General features: G+C 68.4%; 19 protein-coding genes. 10 read left to right on the plus strand and 9 right to left on the minus strand.

What is annotated here, in order from left to right; translation table 11 throughout:
- From VGP60_RS39635 to VGP60_RS39645, 3 genes are all read right to left on the minus strand, one after another.
- On the minus strand, nucleotides 1-955 hold a 955-nt coding region (locus VGP60_RS39635; protein WP_327553370.1), incomplete at its 3' end, for a DUF222 domain-containing protein.
- A 170-nt stretch (nucleotides 956-1,125) separates the two neighbouring features.
- Nucleotides 1,126-1,602 carry a hypothetical protein gene (locus VGP60_RS39640; protein ID WP_327553371.1) on the minus strand — a complete coding sequence of 159 codons (477 nt, stop codon included), beginning with the start codon at nucleotides 1,600-1,602 and terminating at the stop codon, nucleotides 1,126-1,128.
- Between the two features lie 17 nt (nucleotides 1,603-1,619).
- Entirely contained in the window at nucleotides 1,620-3,032 is a 1,413-nt protein-coding gene (locus VGP60_RS39645) for a hypothetical protein (RefSeq protein WP_327553372.1), read from the minus strand.
- Nucleotides 3,033-3,267: 235 nt separating this feature from the next.
- Between VGP60_RS39645 and VGP60_RS39650 the strand changes: the two genes are divergently transcribed.
- The 3 genes from VGP60_RS39650 to VGP60_RS39660 all read left to right on the plus strand — a co-directional run bounded on the left by VGP60_RS39650 (nucleotide 3,268) and on the right by VGP60_RS39660 (nucleotide 4,144).
- Nucleotides 3,268-3,558, plus strand: a complete 291-nt coding sequence (locus VGP60_RS39650) for a hypothetical protein (protein ID WP_327553373.1) — start codon at nucleotides 3,268-3,270, stop codon at nucleotides 3,556-3,558.
- Between the two features lie 60 nt (nucleotides 3,559-3,618).
- Nucleotides 3,619-3,909, plus strand: coding sequence for a hypothetical protein (locus VGP60_RS39655; protein WP_327553374.1), 291 nt, complete (start codon nucleotides 3,619-3,621; stop codon nucleotides 3,907-3,909).
- A gap of 76 nt (nucleotides 3,910-3,985) precedes the next feature.
- Nucleotides 3,986-4,144 (plus strand): hypothetical protein, encoded by a 159-nt coding sequence (locus tag VGP60_RS39660; RefSeq protein ID WP_327553375.1) that lies wholly within the window; start codon nucleotides 3,986-3,988, stop codon nucleotides 4,142-4,144.
- A 49-nt stretch (nucleotides 4,145-4,193) separates the two neighbouring features.
- Here the strand turns inward: VGP60_RS39660 and VGP60_RS39665 are convergent, their stop codons facing one another.
- The gene (locus tag VGP60_RS39665; protein ID WP_327553376.1) at nucleotides 4,194-6,368 is read right to left on the minus strand and encodes an MMPL family transporter; all 2,175 of its coding nucleotides are present in this window, start codon (nucleotides 6,366-6,368) and stop codon (nucleotides 4,194-4,196) included.
- A 212-nt stretch (nucleotides 6,369-6,580) separates the two neighbouring features.
- Here VGP60_RS39665 and VGP60_RS39670 point away from each other — a divergent pair, with 212 nt between their 5' ends.
- Nucleotides 6,581-7,171: a TetR/AcrR family transcriptional regulator gene (locus VGP60_RS39670; protein ID WP_327553377.1), complete on the plus strand. Its 591-nt coding sequence runs from the start codon at nucleotides 6,581-6,583 to the stop codon at nucleotides 7,169-7,171.
- Here the strand turns inward: VGP60_RS39670 and VGP60_RS39675 are convergent.
- Together VGP60_RS39675 and soxR are read right to left on the minus strand one after the other, a co-directional pair.
- Entirely contained in the window at nucleotides 7,145-7,702 is a 558-nt protein-coding gene (locus VGP60_RS39675; protein WP_327553378.1) for an RNA 2'-phosphotransferase, read from the minus strand. The two genes, VGP60_RS39670 and VGP60_RS39675, sit on opposite strands and share 27 nt — an antisense overlap.
- Complete coding sequence (gene soxR / locus VGP60_RS39680) at nucleotides 7,702-8,163, minus strand: redox-sensitive transcriptional activator SoxR (RefSeq protein ID WP_327553379.1); 462 nt, start codon at nucleotides 8,161-8,163, stop codon at nucleotides 7,702-7,704. Before soxR ends, VGP60_RS39675 begins: the two co-directional genes overlap by 1 nt.
- Before the next feature lie 53 nt (nucleotides 8,164-8,216).
- On the opposite strand from soxR, the gene VGP60_RS39685 reads away from it, so the two are divergent.
- The 3 genes from VGP60_RS39685 to VGP60_RS39695 are packed head-to-tail and all read left to right on the plus strand — an operon-like array spanning nucleotide 8,217 to nucleotide 10,268.
- Nucleotides 8,217-8,909 (plus strand): transketolase, encoded by a 693-nt coding sequence (locus VGP60_RS39685; RefSeq protein ID WP_327553380.1) that lies wholly within the window; start codon nucleotides 8,217-8,219, stop codon nucleotides 8,907-8,909.
- Nucleotides 8,910-8,914: 5 nt separating this feature from the next.
- The gene (locus VGP60_RS39690; RefSeq protein WP_327553381.1) at nucleotides 8,915-9,805 is read left to right on the plus strand and encodes a transketolase; all 891 of its coding nucleotides are present in this window, start codon (nucleotides 8,915-8,917) and stop codon (nucleotides 9,803-9,805) included.
- Between the two features lie 31 nt (nucleotides 9,806-9,836).
- Nucleotides 9,837-10,268, plus strand: coding sequence for an NUDIX hydrolase (locus VGP60_RS39695; protein WP_327553382.1), 432 nt, complete (start codon nucleotides 9,837-9,839; stop codon nucleotides 10,266-10,268).
- Nucleotides 10,269-10,330: 62 nt separating this feature from the next.
- Here VGP60_RS39695 and VGP60_RS39700 read toward each other — a convergent pair whose 3' ends face one another.
- Nucleotides 10,331-11,503 carry an acyl-CoA dehydrogenase family protein gene (locus tag VGP60_RS39700; protein ID WP_327553383.1) on the minus strand — a complete coding sequence of 391 codons (1,173 nt, stop codon included), beginning with the start codon at nucleotides 11,501-11,503 and terminating at the stop codon, nucleotides 10,331-10,333.
- Between the two features lie 83 nt (nucleotides 11,504-11,586).
- A complete protein-coding gene (locus tag VGP60_RS39705; RefSeq protein ID WP_327553384.1) occupies nucleotides 11,587-11,790 on the minus strand; it encodes a hypothetical protein in 204 nt (67 codons plus the stop codon).
- 90 nt (nucleotides 11,791-11,880) lie between these two features.
- On the opposite strand from VGP60_RS39705, the gene VGP60_RS39710 reads away from it, so the two are divergent.
- From VGP60_RS39710 to priA, 3 genes are all read left to right on the plus strand, one after another.
- Complete coding sequence (locus VGP60_RS39710; RefSeq protein ID WP_327553385.1) at nucleotides 11,881-12,996, plus strand: MFS transporter; 1,116 nt, start codon at nucleotides 11,881-11,883, stop codon at nucleotides 12,994-12,996.
- Nucleotides 12,997-13,005: 9 nt separating this feature from the next.
- A complete protein-coding gene (gene hisH / locus VGP60_RS39715) occupies nucleotides 13,006-13,635 on the plus strand; it encodes an imidazole glycerol phosphate synthase subunit HisH (RefSeq protein WP_327553386.1) in 630 nt (209 codons plus the stop codon).
- A gap of 71 nt (nucleotides 13,636-13,706) precedes the next feature.
- Complete coding sequence (priA, locus tag VGP60_RS39720) at nucleotides 13,707-14,444, plus strand: bifunctional 1-(5-phosphoribosyl)-5-((5-phosphoribosylamino)methylideneamino)imidazole-4-carboxamide isomerase/phosphoribosylanthranilate isomerase PriA (RefSeq protein WP_327553387.1); 738 nt, start codon at nucleotides 13,707-13,709, stop codon at nucleotides 14,442-14,444.
- Between the two features lie 57 nt (nucleotides 14,445-14,501).
- Here priA and VGP60_RS39725 read toward each other — a convergent pair whose 3' ends face one another.
- Nucleotides 14,502-14,879, minus strand: coding sequence for a PPOX class F420-dependent oxidoreductase (locus tag VGP60_RS39725; protein WP_327553388.1), 378 nt, complete (start codon nucleotides 14,877-14,879; stop codon nucleotides 14,502-14,504).
- Nucleotides 14,880-14,927: the final 48 nt, after the last annotated feature.

Below are 14,927 nucleotides of genomic sequence, written 5' to 3' on the forward strand. Positions count from 1 at the left end.
GATCCCGGGTCACCAGGGCCCGGAACTGTGCCGGTGCCACCGTCCGCCGCGCCCGCCCCAGATCCAGCACCTCACCACGGGTGCCCAGCACGGCCGGGACCACGTTCGCATCACACGCCAGCCGCCGCAGGTGCGCGATGCTGGTGTAGCCGATGCCGTCGATGAACGCCTCACCCGCACGGCGTTCCAACTCCTCCAGGCTGATCGTGACGATGATCAGGGCCCGGTCACCACCGACCAGCGGACGGTCAGGAGACTTGGTCGCCAGCAGCACCACTTCCGCCAACGCGTCCCCACGCCGCTGGTCGAGGGTGCGGCCGTCCTCCCGGCCGAACTCGTCGACCGGGCGTGGCTTGGCCAGCGGGTCGATCAGGCCTCGCAGGAACGTCCCGGTCTCGGAGTCCACCTCACCGCTGACGTGCAACTGGCCGTCGCGAGCTTCCCGCCACGACAACCGACGTCGTGGATGCCCGGCCCCGTCTGTCGGGTCTTTCGGTGGTTTGTCGGTGTCCCAGTATGCCGACAGGCGTTTCCCGGCTTGGCGGACGGCCAGTGGTGGTGCTTGGGTCGCGAGATCCACCAGGGTCTTCTCCCCCTGGGCCCGTAGCTCCGGATCGAGGTCGTCGGGCGCTGCGGCGAGGACGTGGTGGATCTCGGTGACGTGCTCGGCGGTGATCGCCCCTGCCGCGAGGGCCTGGCCGGTCAACGGCATCGGGGTGGTGGCTTGAGCGACTCGGGCTTTCGCCTCCCGCGTCGACAACCGCATCGCGCCGATCAGGAAGGTCGCGGTGTTGCGGTAGCCCTTCTCGACCCCCAGACCGCGGCTGTCGGCTTCACCGACCAGTGCCAGCATCCGCCCATATCCTTGGGACAGCACGGTGTGTGCGCGCAGCAGCGCGGCGGTGAGCTCCCCGTCGGAGAGCTGCCACACCGGCACCGCCTGCTCGTCATCCACACCACAAATCTACCCGGAAACACCGACGCAAAATCCGCACTCCGCAGCCACAAACAGAGAGAATCCCTTATGTGCCAAGGAGTATGATCGCGAGCGGAGCTGGGGGTGTCCCCCATCGAGTGAACTTTCCGTGGAGGCGGGGATCTGCTGGCCTTGCCGCGACAAAGAAATCAAGCCCGAGCACACCCATCCGGCCAAACAACCGTAACCTTCAGCCCCCGCGCATGCGCCGCCTCGACGACATCGCTCGTCCCACCCCGCCCACTGGCCGGAGCCCCATCCCACACCGCCACCACTTCGTCCACAACGGACAGAACATGTTCACTGGCCGCCATGTACGCGTCACGCCCGGCCTCAGCGAACGGCATCGTGCAGACCTCCGAAGCCTTTCCGAGAAGCTCGTCGAACTCACGCAGCTCGGCCGGTTTCACCTTCCGCTCGCGGTAGTCCGCCGATGGGAGCACGACTTCGACGGTGCCGCCGAGGTCGAGCACCACTCTCGCGAACAGCTGGTCCGCCCCGCGGGCCAGGCACGTCACGCCGACGAGGTCCTCCTGGCCGTCGAGTAGCTCCCGGATACCCTCGACGATCAGCGACACGCTGACAGCGGTGAGCGCGGAATGACCGGTGATCCCGATACGAGCCAAAATTCTCCCTAACCTCGTCAGCGTGCGATCAGTGCGGAAATGGCCTCTCGGCTGTCGCGGACGGCGGGCACGGTCGCGAACGCGGCGGCCTCGCGGTAGTAGTCCCGCAGTTTCGTGCCGACGCGGCCCATCGACCAGCTTTCGGCCAGTGGCAGCGCGCCGTTGATGAGTTCGGCGGCGCGGTCGGGTTCGCGGGTGATCAGGTGCGCGCGGGCCAGCCCGATCAGGTCGAACACCCGGTTGCGGACCCGCGCCGGTTCGCGCTGCGCCAGCGCCAGCCCGATGTACTCCTGGGCCTTGATGGCGTGCTTCGGGTCGAACGCCGCGAGGTCGCGGTAGCGGGCGCCGATCACCCCGGCCAGCTCCGCGGTGTCGAGGCTGCGCGCCGACGGCGTGAGCGTGTCGATGTCCTGCGCGCCCTCGGCGTGGTGGTCCTCGGCGAGTCCGACGGTCCGCTGGAACGCCCGCGCGTCGCCGAGCTGTGCGTACGCCCAGCCTTCCCGCGTCGCGAGCACGGCCCGCAGCCGCGGGGTCGCGGTCCGCCGGGTGCCGTACTGGGCGAGCTGCACGATCTCCAGCCCGTCGTCGGGCCGCCCGAGGTCGTAGCACTGACGGGCGAGCGACGCGAGCGCCACCGACGCGAGGATGTCGTCACCCGCCGCGTGCGCGAGCTGGGCCGAAAGGATGAAATACCGCTGTGCGGTGGAATGCAGGCCGACGTCCCAGGTCATCGACGCGGCGATGTCGGCCAGTTCCGCGCCGATCCGGAACGCGCGCAGCGTCTCCGGGGTGCCTTGCGGGGCGAGGCGCAGGCGCCGGGTGTGGGTGTTGAGCTGCGCGACGACGGCGGTGCGCGCGAGGGTCCCGTTACGGGAATGCCACGATCTGAGATTGGCCGTCAGCTGTTCGGCCGAGTCGAGTTCCGGCGGGGTGAACGCGGTGCCCTGGCCGCGCACTATCCGTGCGGGCCGGAGGAACGGTTCGAGTTCTCCCGCCAACGCGGCCCCGACCAGGGTCGCGGCTCCTGCCAGCACGGTCCTTCGCGTCGGTGGCATCAGATCGTCTCCGGTCACCGCAGTCACCCGATCGGCGACTGTGCCGGCATCCCACTGCGGTGTGGTGAGGTTTTCGGGAGGCGGGCAGGGGCCGCCGTCGGACCGCCGGGGTGGCGTGAAACCCAGGGACGCGTCGTCGAGCGCGCCGAGGACGTGCCGGAGGCCGGAGCGGTAAGCCGCGTTCGGCCAGCGGGCGACACCGCGTTCCAATTTCGCGAGGTAATGCGCGTCCAGCTCGTACTTCTTGCTGGTTTCCCGCCACAGCCAGGCATTGACGGCACTGGCGACTTCGCCGCGGCTGGCGTATTCACCCGGGGCACCAGGGGAGGGAAGACGGTGGCGCGCCGCTCGCAACAGGTGGTTCGGCTGAGGCATCGTTCCCTCCCGAGGTTAGGAAGTCTAGTCAACCCAGTCTGCTATGGCAGTAGGTAACGAAACTGCCCCAACTTTCCCTGCCACGCCCGAATCACCCCCGCTCGCTGGTGTTCCGCTGGCCGGTAACCAAAGCGCAAGCTCCATTCGTGCGGTATTCGTCCCCAACACAAAGACAGCCGGCTCGTACGGGACACGCCCTCGCGGCTCCCGTACGGGCCGGTGTTCAGCCGAATCCGTGACCAGCCCGCCGGACGACGACGCCACCGCGGCGTTTCCGGAGCTGCGGCGTCTCGAGCAACTTCGGGACGCGGGCTGGTCATTCACCCCCGCCCGCGACGACGAGGGCGAACTACTCCAACTGAACGGTTTGCGTACTTGGCCTGGTGGGCAGGCAGACGCGCTCCGTGTCCGCTTCACCGACGACGCCGCGGCCATCCGGTTCGACGAGGACGGGAACGCGCTGTGGACCTGCGAAGGCACCCTCGCCGAGGTGGTCGACGGTTTGCTGGCTTTGCCACCGCCCTGAATGTCGATTTGGCTGGAGCCGGTTCGACGTAGAGGTAGGACGCAGAGAATGGAGAGGCCGATGTCTCACCCACTCGGACCACTGGCCGACAACCTCACCGCCTACGCGATCTACGCGACGGCACAGACCGAAATGCGCCACGCCTACGCCCTCATCCGGCTGGGTGACTTCGCTTCCGCCGCGGCCGAAATCGAGTCCGCGGCGCACCGGGCCGAGGTGCTGGCCCATGCCACCGAGGGCCTTGACGCCAGTCGCAGTGAACACTGGCTCAGGGTCGTCGCCGCCCGCAGGCGCTTCGCCGAGCACGCCCGCAGTCGTGCCGCCGTGACGAGCGCCCGCGAAGTGTCGTGAAGGGGATCTTCAGGACCCCAGCCCTCCCGAAGGTCCCCTTCACGACAGTCTGACCGCTTGGTCTACGTTGTCGACCGTGAGCAAGGAACTAGTCGCGGTCCTGTTGCTGGCACTCGCGGGCTTCCTGATCGGTGGCGCGTACGCCACCTGGAAGACCGCCAAGGTGCTGGCCACCCTTGTAGGTGTCGGCGCTTTGCTGGCGATCGGCGGTGCCGTCGCCTGGCTCGTCAACTAGCCCACCCGTCTCCCCCCGCCACCCTCAACGGAGACGCTTCGCGCACTGCTTAGACGGTCTCCAAGACCCGATCCTGATCGAGCTTCTTGGTCAACTGCTCACCCTCGACGTCGACGTTCGGCATCGCCTTGTCGAGCCACGCCGGTAGCCACCAGGCGCTCTTGCCCAGCAGGGACATCACCGCGGGCACGATCGTCATCCGCACCACGAACGCGTCGACCAGCACACCGAAGGCCAGCGCGAACCCGATCGACTGGATCAGCGTCGACTCGGCGAGCACGAACCCGGCGAACACGCTGATCATGATGAGCGCCGCCGCGACGACCACCCTGGCCCCGTGCCGGAACCCGGTGACCATGGCCTCTTCGGGTTCGGCGCCGTGGACGTGCTCTTCCCGCATCCGGGTGACCAGGAAGACCTGGTAGTCCATCGCGAGGCCGAACAGCACGCCGATCAGCAGGATCGGCAGCATGCTCATGATCGGCCCGGTCGAGGCGACGCCGAGCACGTCGTTCAGCCAGCCCCACTGGAACACCGCGACAACGGCGCCGAAGGTCGCGACGACCGAGCCGAGGAAGCCGATGGTGGCCTTCAGCGGCACGACGACGGAGCGGAACACCAGCATCAGCAGGATGAACGCCAGTCCGACGATCAGGCCCAGGTAGGGGAGCATCGCGTCGGAAAGCTTCTTCGAGACGTCGATGTTGGCCGCGGTCTGGCCGGTGACGGACAGGTTCGCGCCGGTGCTCGACGAGAGCTGCGCAGACTGGGCGCGGATGCTGGCGACGAGTTCTTCGGTCTGGGTAGTGCTCGGGCCGCTCTTCGGGATGACGGTGAGCAGCGCGGTGTCGCCGGCCGGGTTTACCCGCGGCGGGGTGACCGCGGCGACGTCGTCCAGTCCGGAGATCTTGGTGGTGACGGCGTTGAGCGCGCCGGCCTTGTCCGCGCTGGCCGTGGTGTCGACGACGACCACGAGCGGGCCGTTCGCGCCTTCGCCGAAGCCCGAGCTGACCAGTTCGTACGCCTTGTGCTGGGTGGACTCGGCGGCCGCGGTGCTGTCGTTGGGCAGGCCGAGCTGCATCCCGGTGGCGGGGATGGCGATGATCGCGAGCCCGGCGACAGCGGCCAGCAGCACCGGCCAGCGGTGGCGGGCGACGAATCGCGCCCAGCGCTCGCCGTGCGTCGCCTTGCCGGTGTCGCGGCGAATCTTCATCTTCCCGCCGCTGACGCGCTTTCCGGCGAAACCGAGGATCGCGGGCAGCAGCGTCAGGGCGATCAGGACGGCGACAGCGACGGTGACGGCGGCCGCGACACCCATCTGCGCGAGGAACGGGATGCCGATGACGGTCATCCCGGCGAGCGCGATGATCACCGTCAGACCGGCGAAGATGACGGCCGAACCGGCGGTTCCGGCGGCGCGTCCGGCGGCTTCTTCGGGCTCTCGGCCCAGCGCCAGCTCATGTCGATACCGCGAGACGATGAACAGTGCGTAGTCGATTCCGACCGCGAGACCGATCATCAGCGCGAGAATGGGTGTATTGCTGTTCAGCTCCATGAAGCCCGAGGTGAGCGTGATCCCGGCCATGCCGATACCGACGCCGATGAGCGCGGTCAGCAGCGGGATGCCGGCCGCGATCAGGGAACCGAAGGTGATGATGAGCACGACGGCGGCGACGGCGACCCCGAGTCCTTCAGTGGCGCTGGTGACCGGGATGGCCTGGATCGCGTCCCCGCCGAACTCCACTTCGAGCCCCGCCTGATGCCCGACATTGGCGGCCGCGAGCAACTGCTCACGGTCTCCGTCGAGGATCTCGGGAGCCTTCACCGAGTAGCTGACCTGGACCAGTGCGACGCGGAGATCCGGGGAGATCGCCTTGGCCTGGAAGGGATCCACGACGGCGACGACCTTCGGCGCGGTCTTCAGCTGGGCGACCACCCGCTCCACGGCGGCCTGGTTGGCCGGTGTCGTGAGGCTCTGGCCTTCCGGCGCGGCGACGGCCACACGGGCGGTGGCGCCACCGGCGCCTGCCTGCGGGAAACGCTCCGCGAGCTTGTCGATGGCGCGCTGGGACTCGGTACCCGGGATGGACACGGAGTTCGACAGCTGACCCGAAAGCGTCAACGCCCCGAGGCCGAGCGCGAGCAGTACGACGGTCCAGACGGCGACTACGAGAGCGCGCCTCCGGAAGGCGAACCGGCCGAGCCGGTAGAGGAAGGTGGCCACGGTGCGTGACTCCGTTTCAGTGTCGTCATTCGAACGGGTACTCACTCGATCTAGTGATAGCAAGCTAGCCGATCGGCAAGGGGAGTGCCAAGCCGATCGGCAAGGATGTGACTTGCCACACGGCAAGGAGATTACTTGTCGATCGGCAAGTGAATCCATTTGCCCAGGGGGTATTCGCGGCGTACAGTCCGCTTTCGGAACGAGGAGGTTCGATGACTGTGGGGACGCCGGACGCCGGTACGAAGGCGGGCGAAGGCACCAGGACACGGTTGTTGACCACCGCGCTGAAGCTGTTCACCGAGCACGGGGTCGAAGGCACCTCGCTGCAGATGATCGCGGACGCGCTCGGTGTCACCAAGGCAGCTGTTTACTACCATTTCAAGGCCAAGGACGAGATCACCGAAGCCGTCGCGGAGCCCGCGCTGCGCGAACTCGAAATCATCGCCGAAGAGGCCTCGAAGCATCGCAGGCGTGGCGCGCAGACCGATCATGTACTGGCCGGGTTCGTGGACCTCGTCGTGCGTCACCGCTCGCTGGTCGCGCTGTTCTCCAGCGACCCCGGCATCACGCGGGCCATCGAGAAGTCGCTCGACGGTTCGGGCGCGTTCAACAAGGACAGGCTGCTGGCCCTGCTGGTCGGCCCGGAGCCGGACACCGCCGCCCTGGTCGCCGCGCTGGTCGCGCTGACCGGGATAGCCATGGCCGGGGGCAGCCCCGCCCTGGCCGAACTCGACGACGACAGCCTCCGCTCGGCGCTGCTCGACGTCGGCAAGCGCCTACTCGGGCGTCCCCGGAGCCGCTAACAGCTGTAGGAACTCCGGCGGCACAGCCGAAGTCAGCCAGACGCCGTTCGCGCTGACCCGGAATTCGTGCCCGGCCTCGGTCATGGCCTGGGCGTCAACGCCCAGGATGACGGGCTCGCCCCGGCGTGCACCGACGGCTATCGCCGTGTCGATGGTGGCCGACAGGTGCACGTCGTGGCGCCGCATCGGCCGCAAGCCCTCTCGCAGGATCGCTTCGAGGAACCGTTCCACCGTGCCGTGGTAGAGCCGCGCGGGCGGCGTGGCGGTGGGCAGGTTCAGCTCCACTTCGACGCTGTGCCCCTGGCTGGCGCGGATCCGCGTGCCCGTCTCGTCGAAGGCGAACCGCTGTTTGTCGTTACCTGCCACGACTTCGCGGAGTCGGTCCCGGCTCAGGGCGAGCCCGTGCTGCTTCAGCGCGCCGAGAAGGGTTTCGACCTCGACCCAGCCGTCGCTTTCGAGGGTGATGCCGATCTTCTCGGGCGCGTGCCGCAGATGAAGCGAAAGCCGCTTCGAGATCCGTACCGAATCCATCAGATGCCGCCTTCCGTGGCGGGCTTGAGTTTCGGCGCGCCGGGGCCGAACCTGGCCATCTGGTCGTCGGAGTTGTAGAGCGCGCAGGTGCGCAGGGAGAGGCAGCCGCAGCCGATACAGCCGGTGAGCCTGTCGCGCAGCCGTTGCAGCGCGTCGATGCGGGCGTCCAGCTCGTCCTGCCAGCCTTTGGAAAGCCTTGCCCAGTCCGCTTTTGTCGGCGGATGGTCGTGCGGCAGACTCGAAAGCGCCTCGCTGATGTCCTCCAGGCTCAGCCCGACGCGCTGCGCGGCGCGGATGAAGGCGATCTGGCGCAGCACCGAACGCGGATAGCGGCGCTGGTTGCCCGCCGAGCGTTCGGACTGGATCAGGCCCTTGTCTTCGTAAAAGCGCAGTGCGGTGTGCGGGACTCCGCTACGCTCGGAAACCTGCCCGATGCTGAGATGGTCGGCTAGCTTGGTCACTTCGCCAGGTTAGCCTTGACTTCCAGTTTAGTCGAGGTTGCACGGTGGGTTTCATGACCACCGCAACAGAATCCGGTTTCGCGGACTTGCCGCGACTGCTTTCGCTCATGACCGGGGACGAGAAGCACTCCGCGGCTTCCACGTCCACTTTGGACGTCCTGTGGGTGCTCTACGACAGGGTACTGGACGTCTCGCCTTCTCGAATGCGCGATCCGGCCCGCGACCGTTTCCTGCTCTCCAAGGGCCACGGGCCGATGTCCTACTACGCGGTGCTGGCCGCGAAAGGCTTCATCGACCCTGGAGAGCTGGCCGATTGGGGCTCGGACGAATCGCGGCTGGGCATGCACCCGGACCGGATGCGCGTGCCGGGCGTGGAGATCTCAAGCGGCTCACTTGGCCACGGCCTGCCCCTCGCCATTGGCAGCGTGTTAGGCCTGCGCGCACAGCGGCTGAGCAGGCCCAAGGTCGTCGTCCTGGTCGGCGACGCCGAGCTCGACGAAGGCTCGAACCACGAGGCGATCGCGCTCGCCGGGCGTGAAGCGATGGACCAGCTCACCGCCGTGGTGATCGACAACTCGTCGTCCACCCACGGCTGGCCGGGCGGGATCGCGCGGCGGTTCGAGGTCGAAGGCTGGGTTACCCGCGTGGTCGACGGCCGCGACCAGGACGCCCTCGCCGCCGCCTTCACCGAACCGCACCCCGCCCGGCCGCTCGCCGTGATCGCCGTCGTCGAACCGAAGGACTGATTCCCATGAGCATGCGCGAAACCTTCTTGTCCACAATGGACGAAGCGCTGGACGTCGACCCGCAGTTGGCCGTCGTCCTCGCCGACATCTCCGCCGACCAGTTGGCCGCCGCGAAACTCCGTCACCCGGACCGGGTGCTCAACGTCGGCATCCGCGAGCAGCTCCTGATCAGCGTCGCCGGGGGACTGGCGCTGACCGGCATGCGCCCGGTCGTGCACACCTTCGCGTCCTTCCTGGTGGAACGCCCCTTCGAACAGATCAAGCTGGACCTTGTGCACCAAGGTGTCGGCGCCGTTCTGGTGTCCTCGGGCGCGTCCTACGACATGGCCAACGCGGGCCGCACCCACCAGTCACCCGCCGACGTCGCGCTGATCGACACCCTGCCCTGCTGGACCGTGCACGTCCCCGGCCACGCGGAAGAGGCGCGGCGGCTCGTGCTCGAATCGCTGGTGGGGGACTGCAACGTCTACATCAGACTCTCCGAGCAAGCCAACGCCGCGCCCCACCTGGCCCCCGGTTTCCAGACGCTGCAACGGGGACGCACCGGAGTCGTCGTCGCCGTCGGCCCGACACTCGACAAGGTGCTCGCCGCGACCAGCGGCACGGACGTGACCGTGCTGTACGCGTCGACGATCCGCCCGTTCGACGCCGCCGGCCTCCGGGCCGCGGTAGAGGTGACAGGGGTCGCCGACGTCGTCCTCGTCGAGCCTTACCTGGCGGGGACTTCGGCGCTTTTCGTGGCCGACGCATTCGCCGACGTCCCGCACCGGCTGCGCTCGCTGGGCGTCCGGCGAGGTGCCGAGGTGCGGGGCTACGGGGACATGGCCGACCACGATCTGGCGCACGGACTGGACGAGACGTCGATCGCGGTGGCGGTCAAGGAATTCCTCCGGTGACTGTCCCCGGGGTGCACTAGGTTCGCACTCTGTGACTACTGAGCAGCGCCATATCCGTCCCCTTGCCCTCGGCGTCATCAGGCGCGGCAACGATTTGCTCGTCTTCGAGGGGCACGACCACGTCAAAGGTGAGACCTACTACCGCCCGCTCGGTGGCGGCATCGAATTCGGTGAGCCCGCGGAAGACGCGCTACGCCGCGAATTCCGGGAAGAGCTCGCGGCGGAGTTGACGAACGTGTCGCTTCTCGGCGTGGTGGAGAACATCTTCACGGTGTTCGGCCGCCCGTCGCACGAGATCGTGTTCTTGTTCGAGGCCGAACTGGTCGATCGGTCGTGGTACGAGCGGGACGAACTCGGCACGGTCATCGACGAAGGCAGCCCGGTGTTCTGGCGCGACTTCACCAATGGGGATTCGATCCTGTATCCGACCGGGTTGCGCGAGTTGATGTCAGCGGAGGTGTGACTTCGGCCAGCGCGGTGATGGGCTGGCGCACTTTCTCGCGAAAGTGCGCCAGCGCGGAACGGTTAGCGGAAGGCGGAGAGGCCGGTGACGGACTGGCCCAGCGAGAGGGCGTGCATCTCCTCCGTGCCCTCATAGGTGAGCACGGTTTCCAGGTTGTTCATGTGCCGCATGACGGGGTACTCGAGCGAGATTCCGTTGGCGCCCAACAGGGTCCGGGCCGAGCGGGCGACCTCGATGGCCGACCGGACGTTGGCGAGTTTCCCGAAGCTGACGTGGTTGTGGTGCAGCTTCCCCGAGTCCTTCAGCCGCCCGATCTGCAGCGCCACCAGGCCCGCGCGGTTGACCTCGACGATCATGTCCGCCAGTTTCCGCTGGGTAAGCTGGAAACCCGCGAGCGGCTTGCCGAACTGCTCCCGCGTCAGCGTGTACTCCAGCGCCGATTCGTAGCACGCCCGCGCCGCGCCGACGACGCCGAACAGGATGCCGTACCGGGCTTCGTTGAGGCACGAAAGCGGCCCCCGCAGCCCCCGGACCTCGGGGAACACCGCACTTTCCGGCAGCCGCAGGTCTTCGAAGACGAGTTCCGCGGTCAGTGACGCTCGCAGCGAGAGCTTGTGCTTGACCTCGTTGGCGGTGAACCCGGGCGTGTCCGTCGGCACGACGAAACCGCGGATGCCGTCGTCGGTCTGCGCCCACACGACGGCCACATTGGCGACGGTTCCGTTGGTGATCCACATCTTCGAGCCGTTGAGCACCCAGTCCGAGCCGTCGCGCGTCGCCCGGGTGCGCATGCTGCCGGGGTCGCTGCCGGCGTCGGGCTCGGTCAGGCCGAAGCAGCCGAGCGCCTCACCCGCGGCCATCTTCGGCAGCCATTCCTGCTTCTGGTCCTCGGAGCCCCACTTGTGGATCGCGTACATCGCGAGCGAGCCCTGCACGGACACAAAACTGCGCAGCCCCGAGTCGACGGCTTCGAGCTCACGGCACGCGATGCCGTACGCGATCCCGCTGGTGCCGGAGCAGCCGTAGCCCTCGAGGTGCATGCCGAGCAGGCCGAGCTGGCCGAACCCCTTCGCGAGTTCGGCGGCGGGCAGCTGACCGGATTCGTACCAGCCGGCCACGTGCGGAGCGAGCTGGTCCGCCGCGAAACCGCGCACGGCGTCGCGGATATCGCGCTCTTCGCCGCTCAGCTCGGCGTCGATGTCGAGGAAGTCGTGCGGGTCGGGCGTGCTGCTCATCGTCGTTCGCTCCTGGCTGTCGGCCGGTGGTTCTCACCTGACGACACAGCACACCACGGCACAGGGCAAGTGCAAGGTGAGATTCAGCGGGCTTTCTCGCCCTTGCCGGCCCTCATCATGCGGACGAGTCCGCGCAGGCCACGCGTACGTTCGGGCTGCCGCTGGGTCGGGATGGGCTGGGGGGAAATGGGCAGGGTCGCGACGTCGAACGTCGGAAACGGCACGCTCTCGATGTCGTTTCGCCAGGCTGTCAGCATCCTGACCAGCTCTTCGTCTTCGCCCGACATCTGATCTCCACACTCCAGAGGTCACACCACGCGGGTCCTAGTTACCCACCAGCGGCGGAAGCTAAACCTCCGGCGACTAAAAAGGTGAGCGTGTCCCCGCTCCGTGTCCGTGACTTCCGCCTCCTGCTCTTCACCAGCGTCGCCGTCTTCTCCGGGGTCGCGCTCCTGCTGTCGGTCGTGCCGCTCTGGGTGGTCCACAACAACGCCGGCGAGTTCGCCGCCGGCGGGTCGACAGCGGCGTTCATGGCGAGCACGGTCGCCGCGCAGTTCGCCGTCCCGCGGCTGGTCAGGGCGTGGGGATATCGCCTGGTCACGGCATCGGGCGCGGTGTTCCTGGGCGCTCCGGCGCCGCTGCTGCTGATCGCGACGGACTGGCCCGGCATCCTCGCGGTCAGCCTGCTGCGGGGGATCGGCTTCGGGTTCGTGACGGTCTGCGGGGCCGCGCTCGTCGCGGAACTGCTCCCGAGGACGGCGTTGGCCAACGGTTCCGGCCTCTACGGGCTGGCCGTCGGATTGCCGCAGCTGATCGGGCTTCCCGCGGGCACCGCCGCCGTCGAACACTGGGGTTTCGTCCCGGTCTTCCTCGTCGCCGGGGTGATCCCGTTGCTGGGCCTGGTGGCGATCTTCGGCCTGCCCGCGGTGGCCCCCACCCGGCACGACGACGATTTGCCCGCGAAAGGCAGCCTGGGGCGCCCGTGGCTGGTGATGCTCAGCGGCTCGATCGGCTACGGCGCGCTCGTCACGTTCCTGCCGCTCGCGCTGACCGACACCGTCGCCGCGTCGGCCGCCTTGTTCGCTTCGGCGGGCGCGGGGCTGGCGTCGAGGTGGGTCGCCGGGCGGCTCGGCACGCGGATCGCCGCGGGCCGGATGCTGCCGTGGGGATTGGCACTCACCGTGCTCGGCATGGCCGGGCTGGCCGCCTCGATCCAAGGCGAGTCACCTTGGTCGGCGGTCGCGGCCGTCGCGGTGGCCGGCGTCGGGTTCGGGCTCATCCAGAACGACTCGCTGGTGGTGATGTTCGCCGCGGCACCGGTCGGGCGGGCGAGCGTCGCGTGGAACGTCGCCTTCGACGCGGGCACCGGGGTGGGCGCGGTCGTGGTCGGCGCGCTGGTCGCGGGCTCGAGCTACCCGGTCGCGTTCGGCCTGCTCGCGCTGTCCGCCGCCGCGCTGCTGCCCGTTGCCCTATCCGCTGGACGTGCCGTCTAACCTGGTCATGTGCCTAGCGTCGTCATTCTGGATTACGGTTCCGGCAACCTCCGTTCCGCCGAGCGTGCCGTGCAGCGCGCGGGCGCCGACGTCACGGTGACGGCCGATCCCCAGGCCGCGCTCGAAGCCGACGGCCTGGTCGTGCCCGGTGTCGGCGCGTACGCGGCCTGCGTCGAAGGGCTGTTCGGCGTCGGCGGCGAGAAGATCATCGGGCGTCGTCTCGCCGGTGGCCGTCCGGTGCTGGGCATCTGCGTCGGGATGCAGATCCTGTTCGAGCGTGGCGTCGAGCACGGCGTCGAGGCCGAGGGCACCGGCGAATGGCCGGGCACCGTCGACAGGCTGCACGCCGACGTCCTGCCGCACATGGGCTGGAACACCGTCCGCGCGCCCGCCGATTCGGAGCTGTTCGCCGGGCTGGACGCCGAAACGCGCTTCTACTTCGTGCACTCGTACGCCGCGCGCAGCTGGGAGCTGGACTCGGGACTGTCCGGGCGCCAGCCGAAGGTCACCTGGGCGCACCACGGCGAGGACTTCGTCGCCGCGGTCGAAAACGGCCCGCTGTGGGCGACGCAGTTCCACCCGGAAAAGTCCGGTGACGCTGGGGCCCACTTGCTCGAAAACTGGCTTGGCACTTTATAGTTGTCTGTTTTTTTGGAGGCTTCGGCTCTCCCACTGTGAGTGATTTCCGACGCCTGAAATAGGCTGTTCCCGTGACTTTCACGCTTCTTCCCGCCGTTGATGTGGCCGATGGCCAAGCCGTGCGACTCGTCCAGGGCGAGGCCGGCACCGAGACTTCCTATGGCAGCCCGCTCGAGGCGGCCATGGCCTGGCAGCGCGACGGCGCCGAGTGGATCCATCTGGTCGACCTCGACGCCGCGTTCGGCAAGGGCTCGAACCGTGAGCTGCTCGCCGAGGTCGTCGGCAAGCTCGACGTGCAGGTGGAGATCTCCGGCGGCATCCGCGACGACGCCTCGCTCGAAGCCGCGCTCGCCACCGGCGCCCGTCGCGTCAACCTCGGCACGGCCGCGCTGGAAAACCCGGAGTGGACGGCGAAGGTCGTCGGCAGCTACGGCGACCGGGTCGCGATCGGCCTCGACGTGCGCATCACCGACGCCGGGCACCGGCTCGCCGCGCGCGGCTGGACCAAGGACGGTGGCGACCTCTGGGAGGCGCTGGAGCGGCTCGACCGTGACGGCGCCCAGCGCTACGTGGTCACCGACGTCAGCAAGGACGGCACGCTGCAGGGCCCGAACGTCGAGCTGCTGAGCGAGGTCGCCGCGCGCACCGACGCCCCGGTCATCGCCTCCGGCGGGATCTCCAGCGTCGCTGACCTGCGCGCGCTCGCCGCGCTGGCCCGCGACGGCATCGAAGGCTCGATCGTCGGCAAGGCGCTGTACGCGGGAGCGTTCACCCTGCCCGAGGCACTGGCCGCGGTCGCCGAGTTCTAGCGTCCCGACCCAGCGTGGCTCGTGAGTGGCTACGAGTGTTCTAGCACTCGTAGCCACTCACAAGAGTTTGATGGCGATGCCGACGGACTTGTCCTTGCCGCGCAGGCGGCCGAAGAAGTTCGTCACGCGGGCGATCAGGTACTTCTTCGAGAGCGCCTTGCGGACGCGTTCGGTACCGGCGTGGTCGAGCAGCCTCGCTTCACCCGTGGCGACGGCGCCGTGGGTCTGTTTGCCGCGAACGTCGCAGGCTTGAATCTCGACGCGGCCGCTATTGCGGATGCGCTTGACCTTGCCCGCGGCGGCCTCCGAGACGAAGGTGAGTTCGCCGTCGAGGGGCGTCGTCCACACCGGGGTGGGCACACCGGCGCCGCTTTTGCGGAAAGTCGTGACCATGACGTACTTTTCGGCGGCCAGCCGCTCGAACTCGGATCCCATATGGACACCGTAGCGGGGGTTCGGCTATGGCGTGCGGCGACGCAGCGT

Origin of the sequence: Amycolatopsis sp. (genome assembly GCF_036008905.1) — a bacterium.
Classification (GTDB): domain Bacteria; phylum Actinomycetota; class Actinomycetes; order Mycobacteriales; family Pseudonocardiaceae; genus Amycolatopsis.

Coding starts and splice junctions, on each gene's coding strand:
- VGP60_RS39685 (WP_327553380.1), top strand. CDS start 8,217: ATGACCACCGCAACAGAATCCGGTTTCGCGGACTTGCCGCGACTGCTT.
- VGP60_RS39725 (WP_327553388.1), bottom strand. CDS start 14,879: ATGGGATCCGAGTTCGAGCGGCTGGCCGCCGAAAAGTACGTCATGGTC.
- VGP60_RS39670 (WP_327553377.1), top strand. CDS start 6,581: ATGACTGTGGGGACGCCGGACGCCGGTACGAAGGCGGGCGAAGGCACC.
- VGP60_RS39675 (WP_327553378.1), bottom strand. CDS start 7,702: ATGGATTCGGTACGGATCTCGAAGCGGCTTTCGCTTCATCTGCGGCAC.
- VGP60_RS39690 (WP_327553381.1), top strand. CDS start 8,915: ATGAGCATGCGCGAAACCTTCTTGTCCACAATGGACGAAGCGCTGGAC.
- VGP60_RS39655 (WP_327553374.1), top strand. CDS start 3,619: ATGTCTCACCCACTCGGACCACTGGCCGACAACCTCACCGCCTACGCG.
- VGP60_RS39705 (WP_327553384.1), bottom strand. CDS start 11,790: ATGTCGGGCGAAGACGAAGAGCTGGTCAGGATGCTGACAGCCTGGCGA.
- VGP60_RS39700 (WP_327553383.1), bottom strand. CDS start 11,503: ATGAGCAGCACGCCCGACCCGCACGACTTCCTCGACATCGACGCCGAG.
- VGP60_RS39645 (WP_327553372.1), bottom strand. CDS start 3,032: ATGCCTCAGCCGAACCACCTGTTGCGAGCGGCGCGCCACCGTCTTCCC.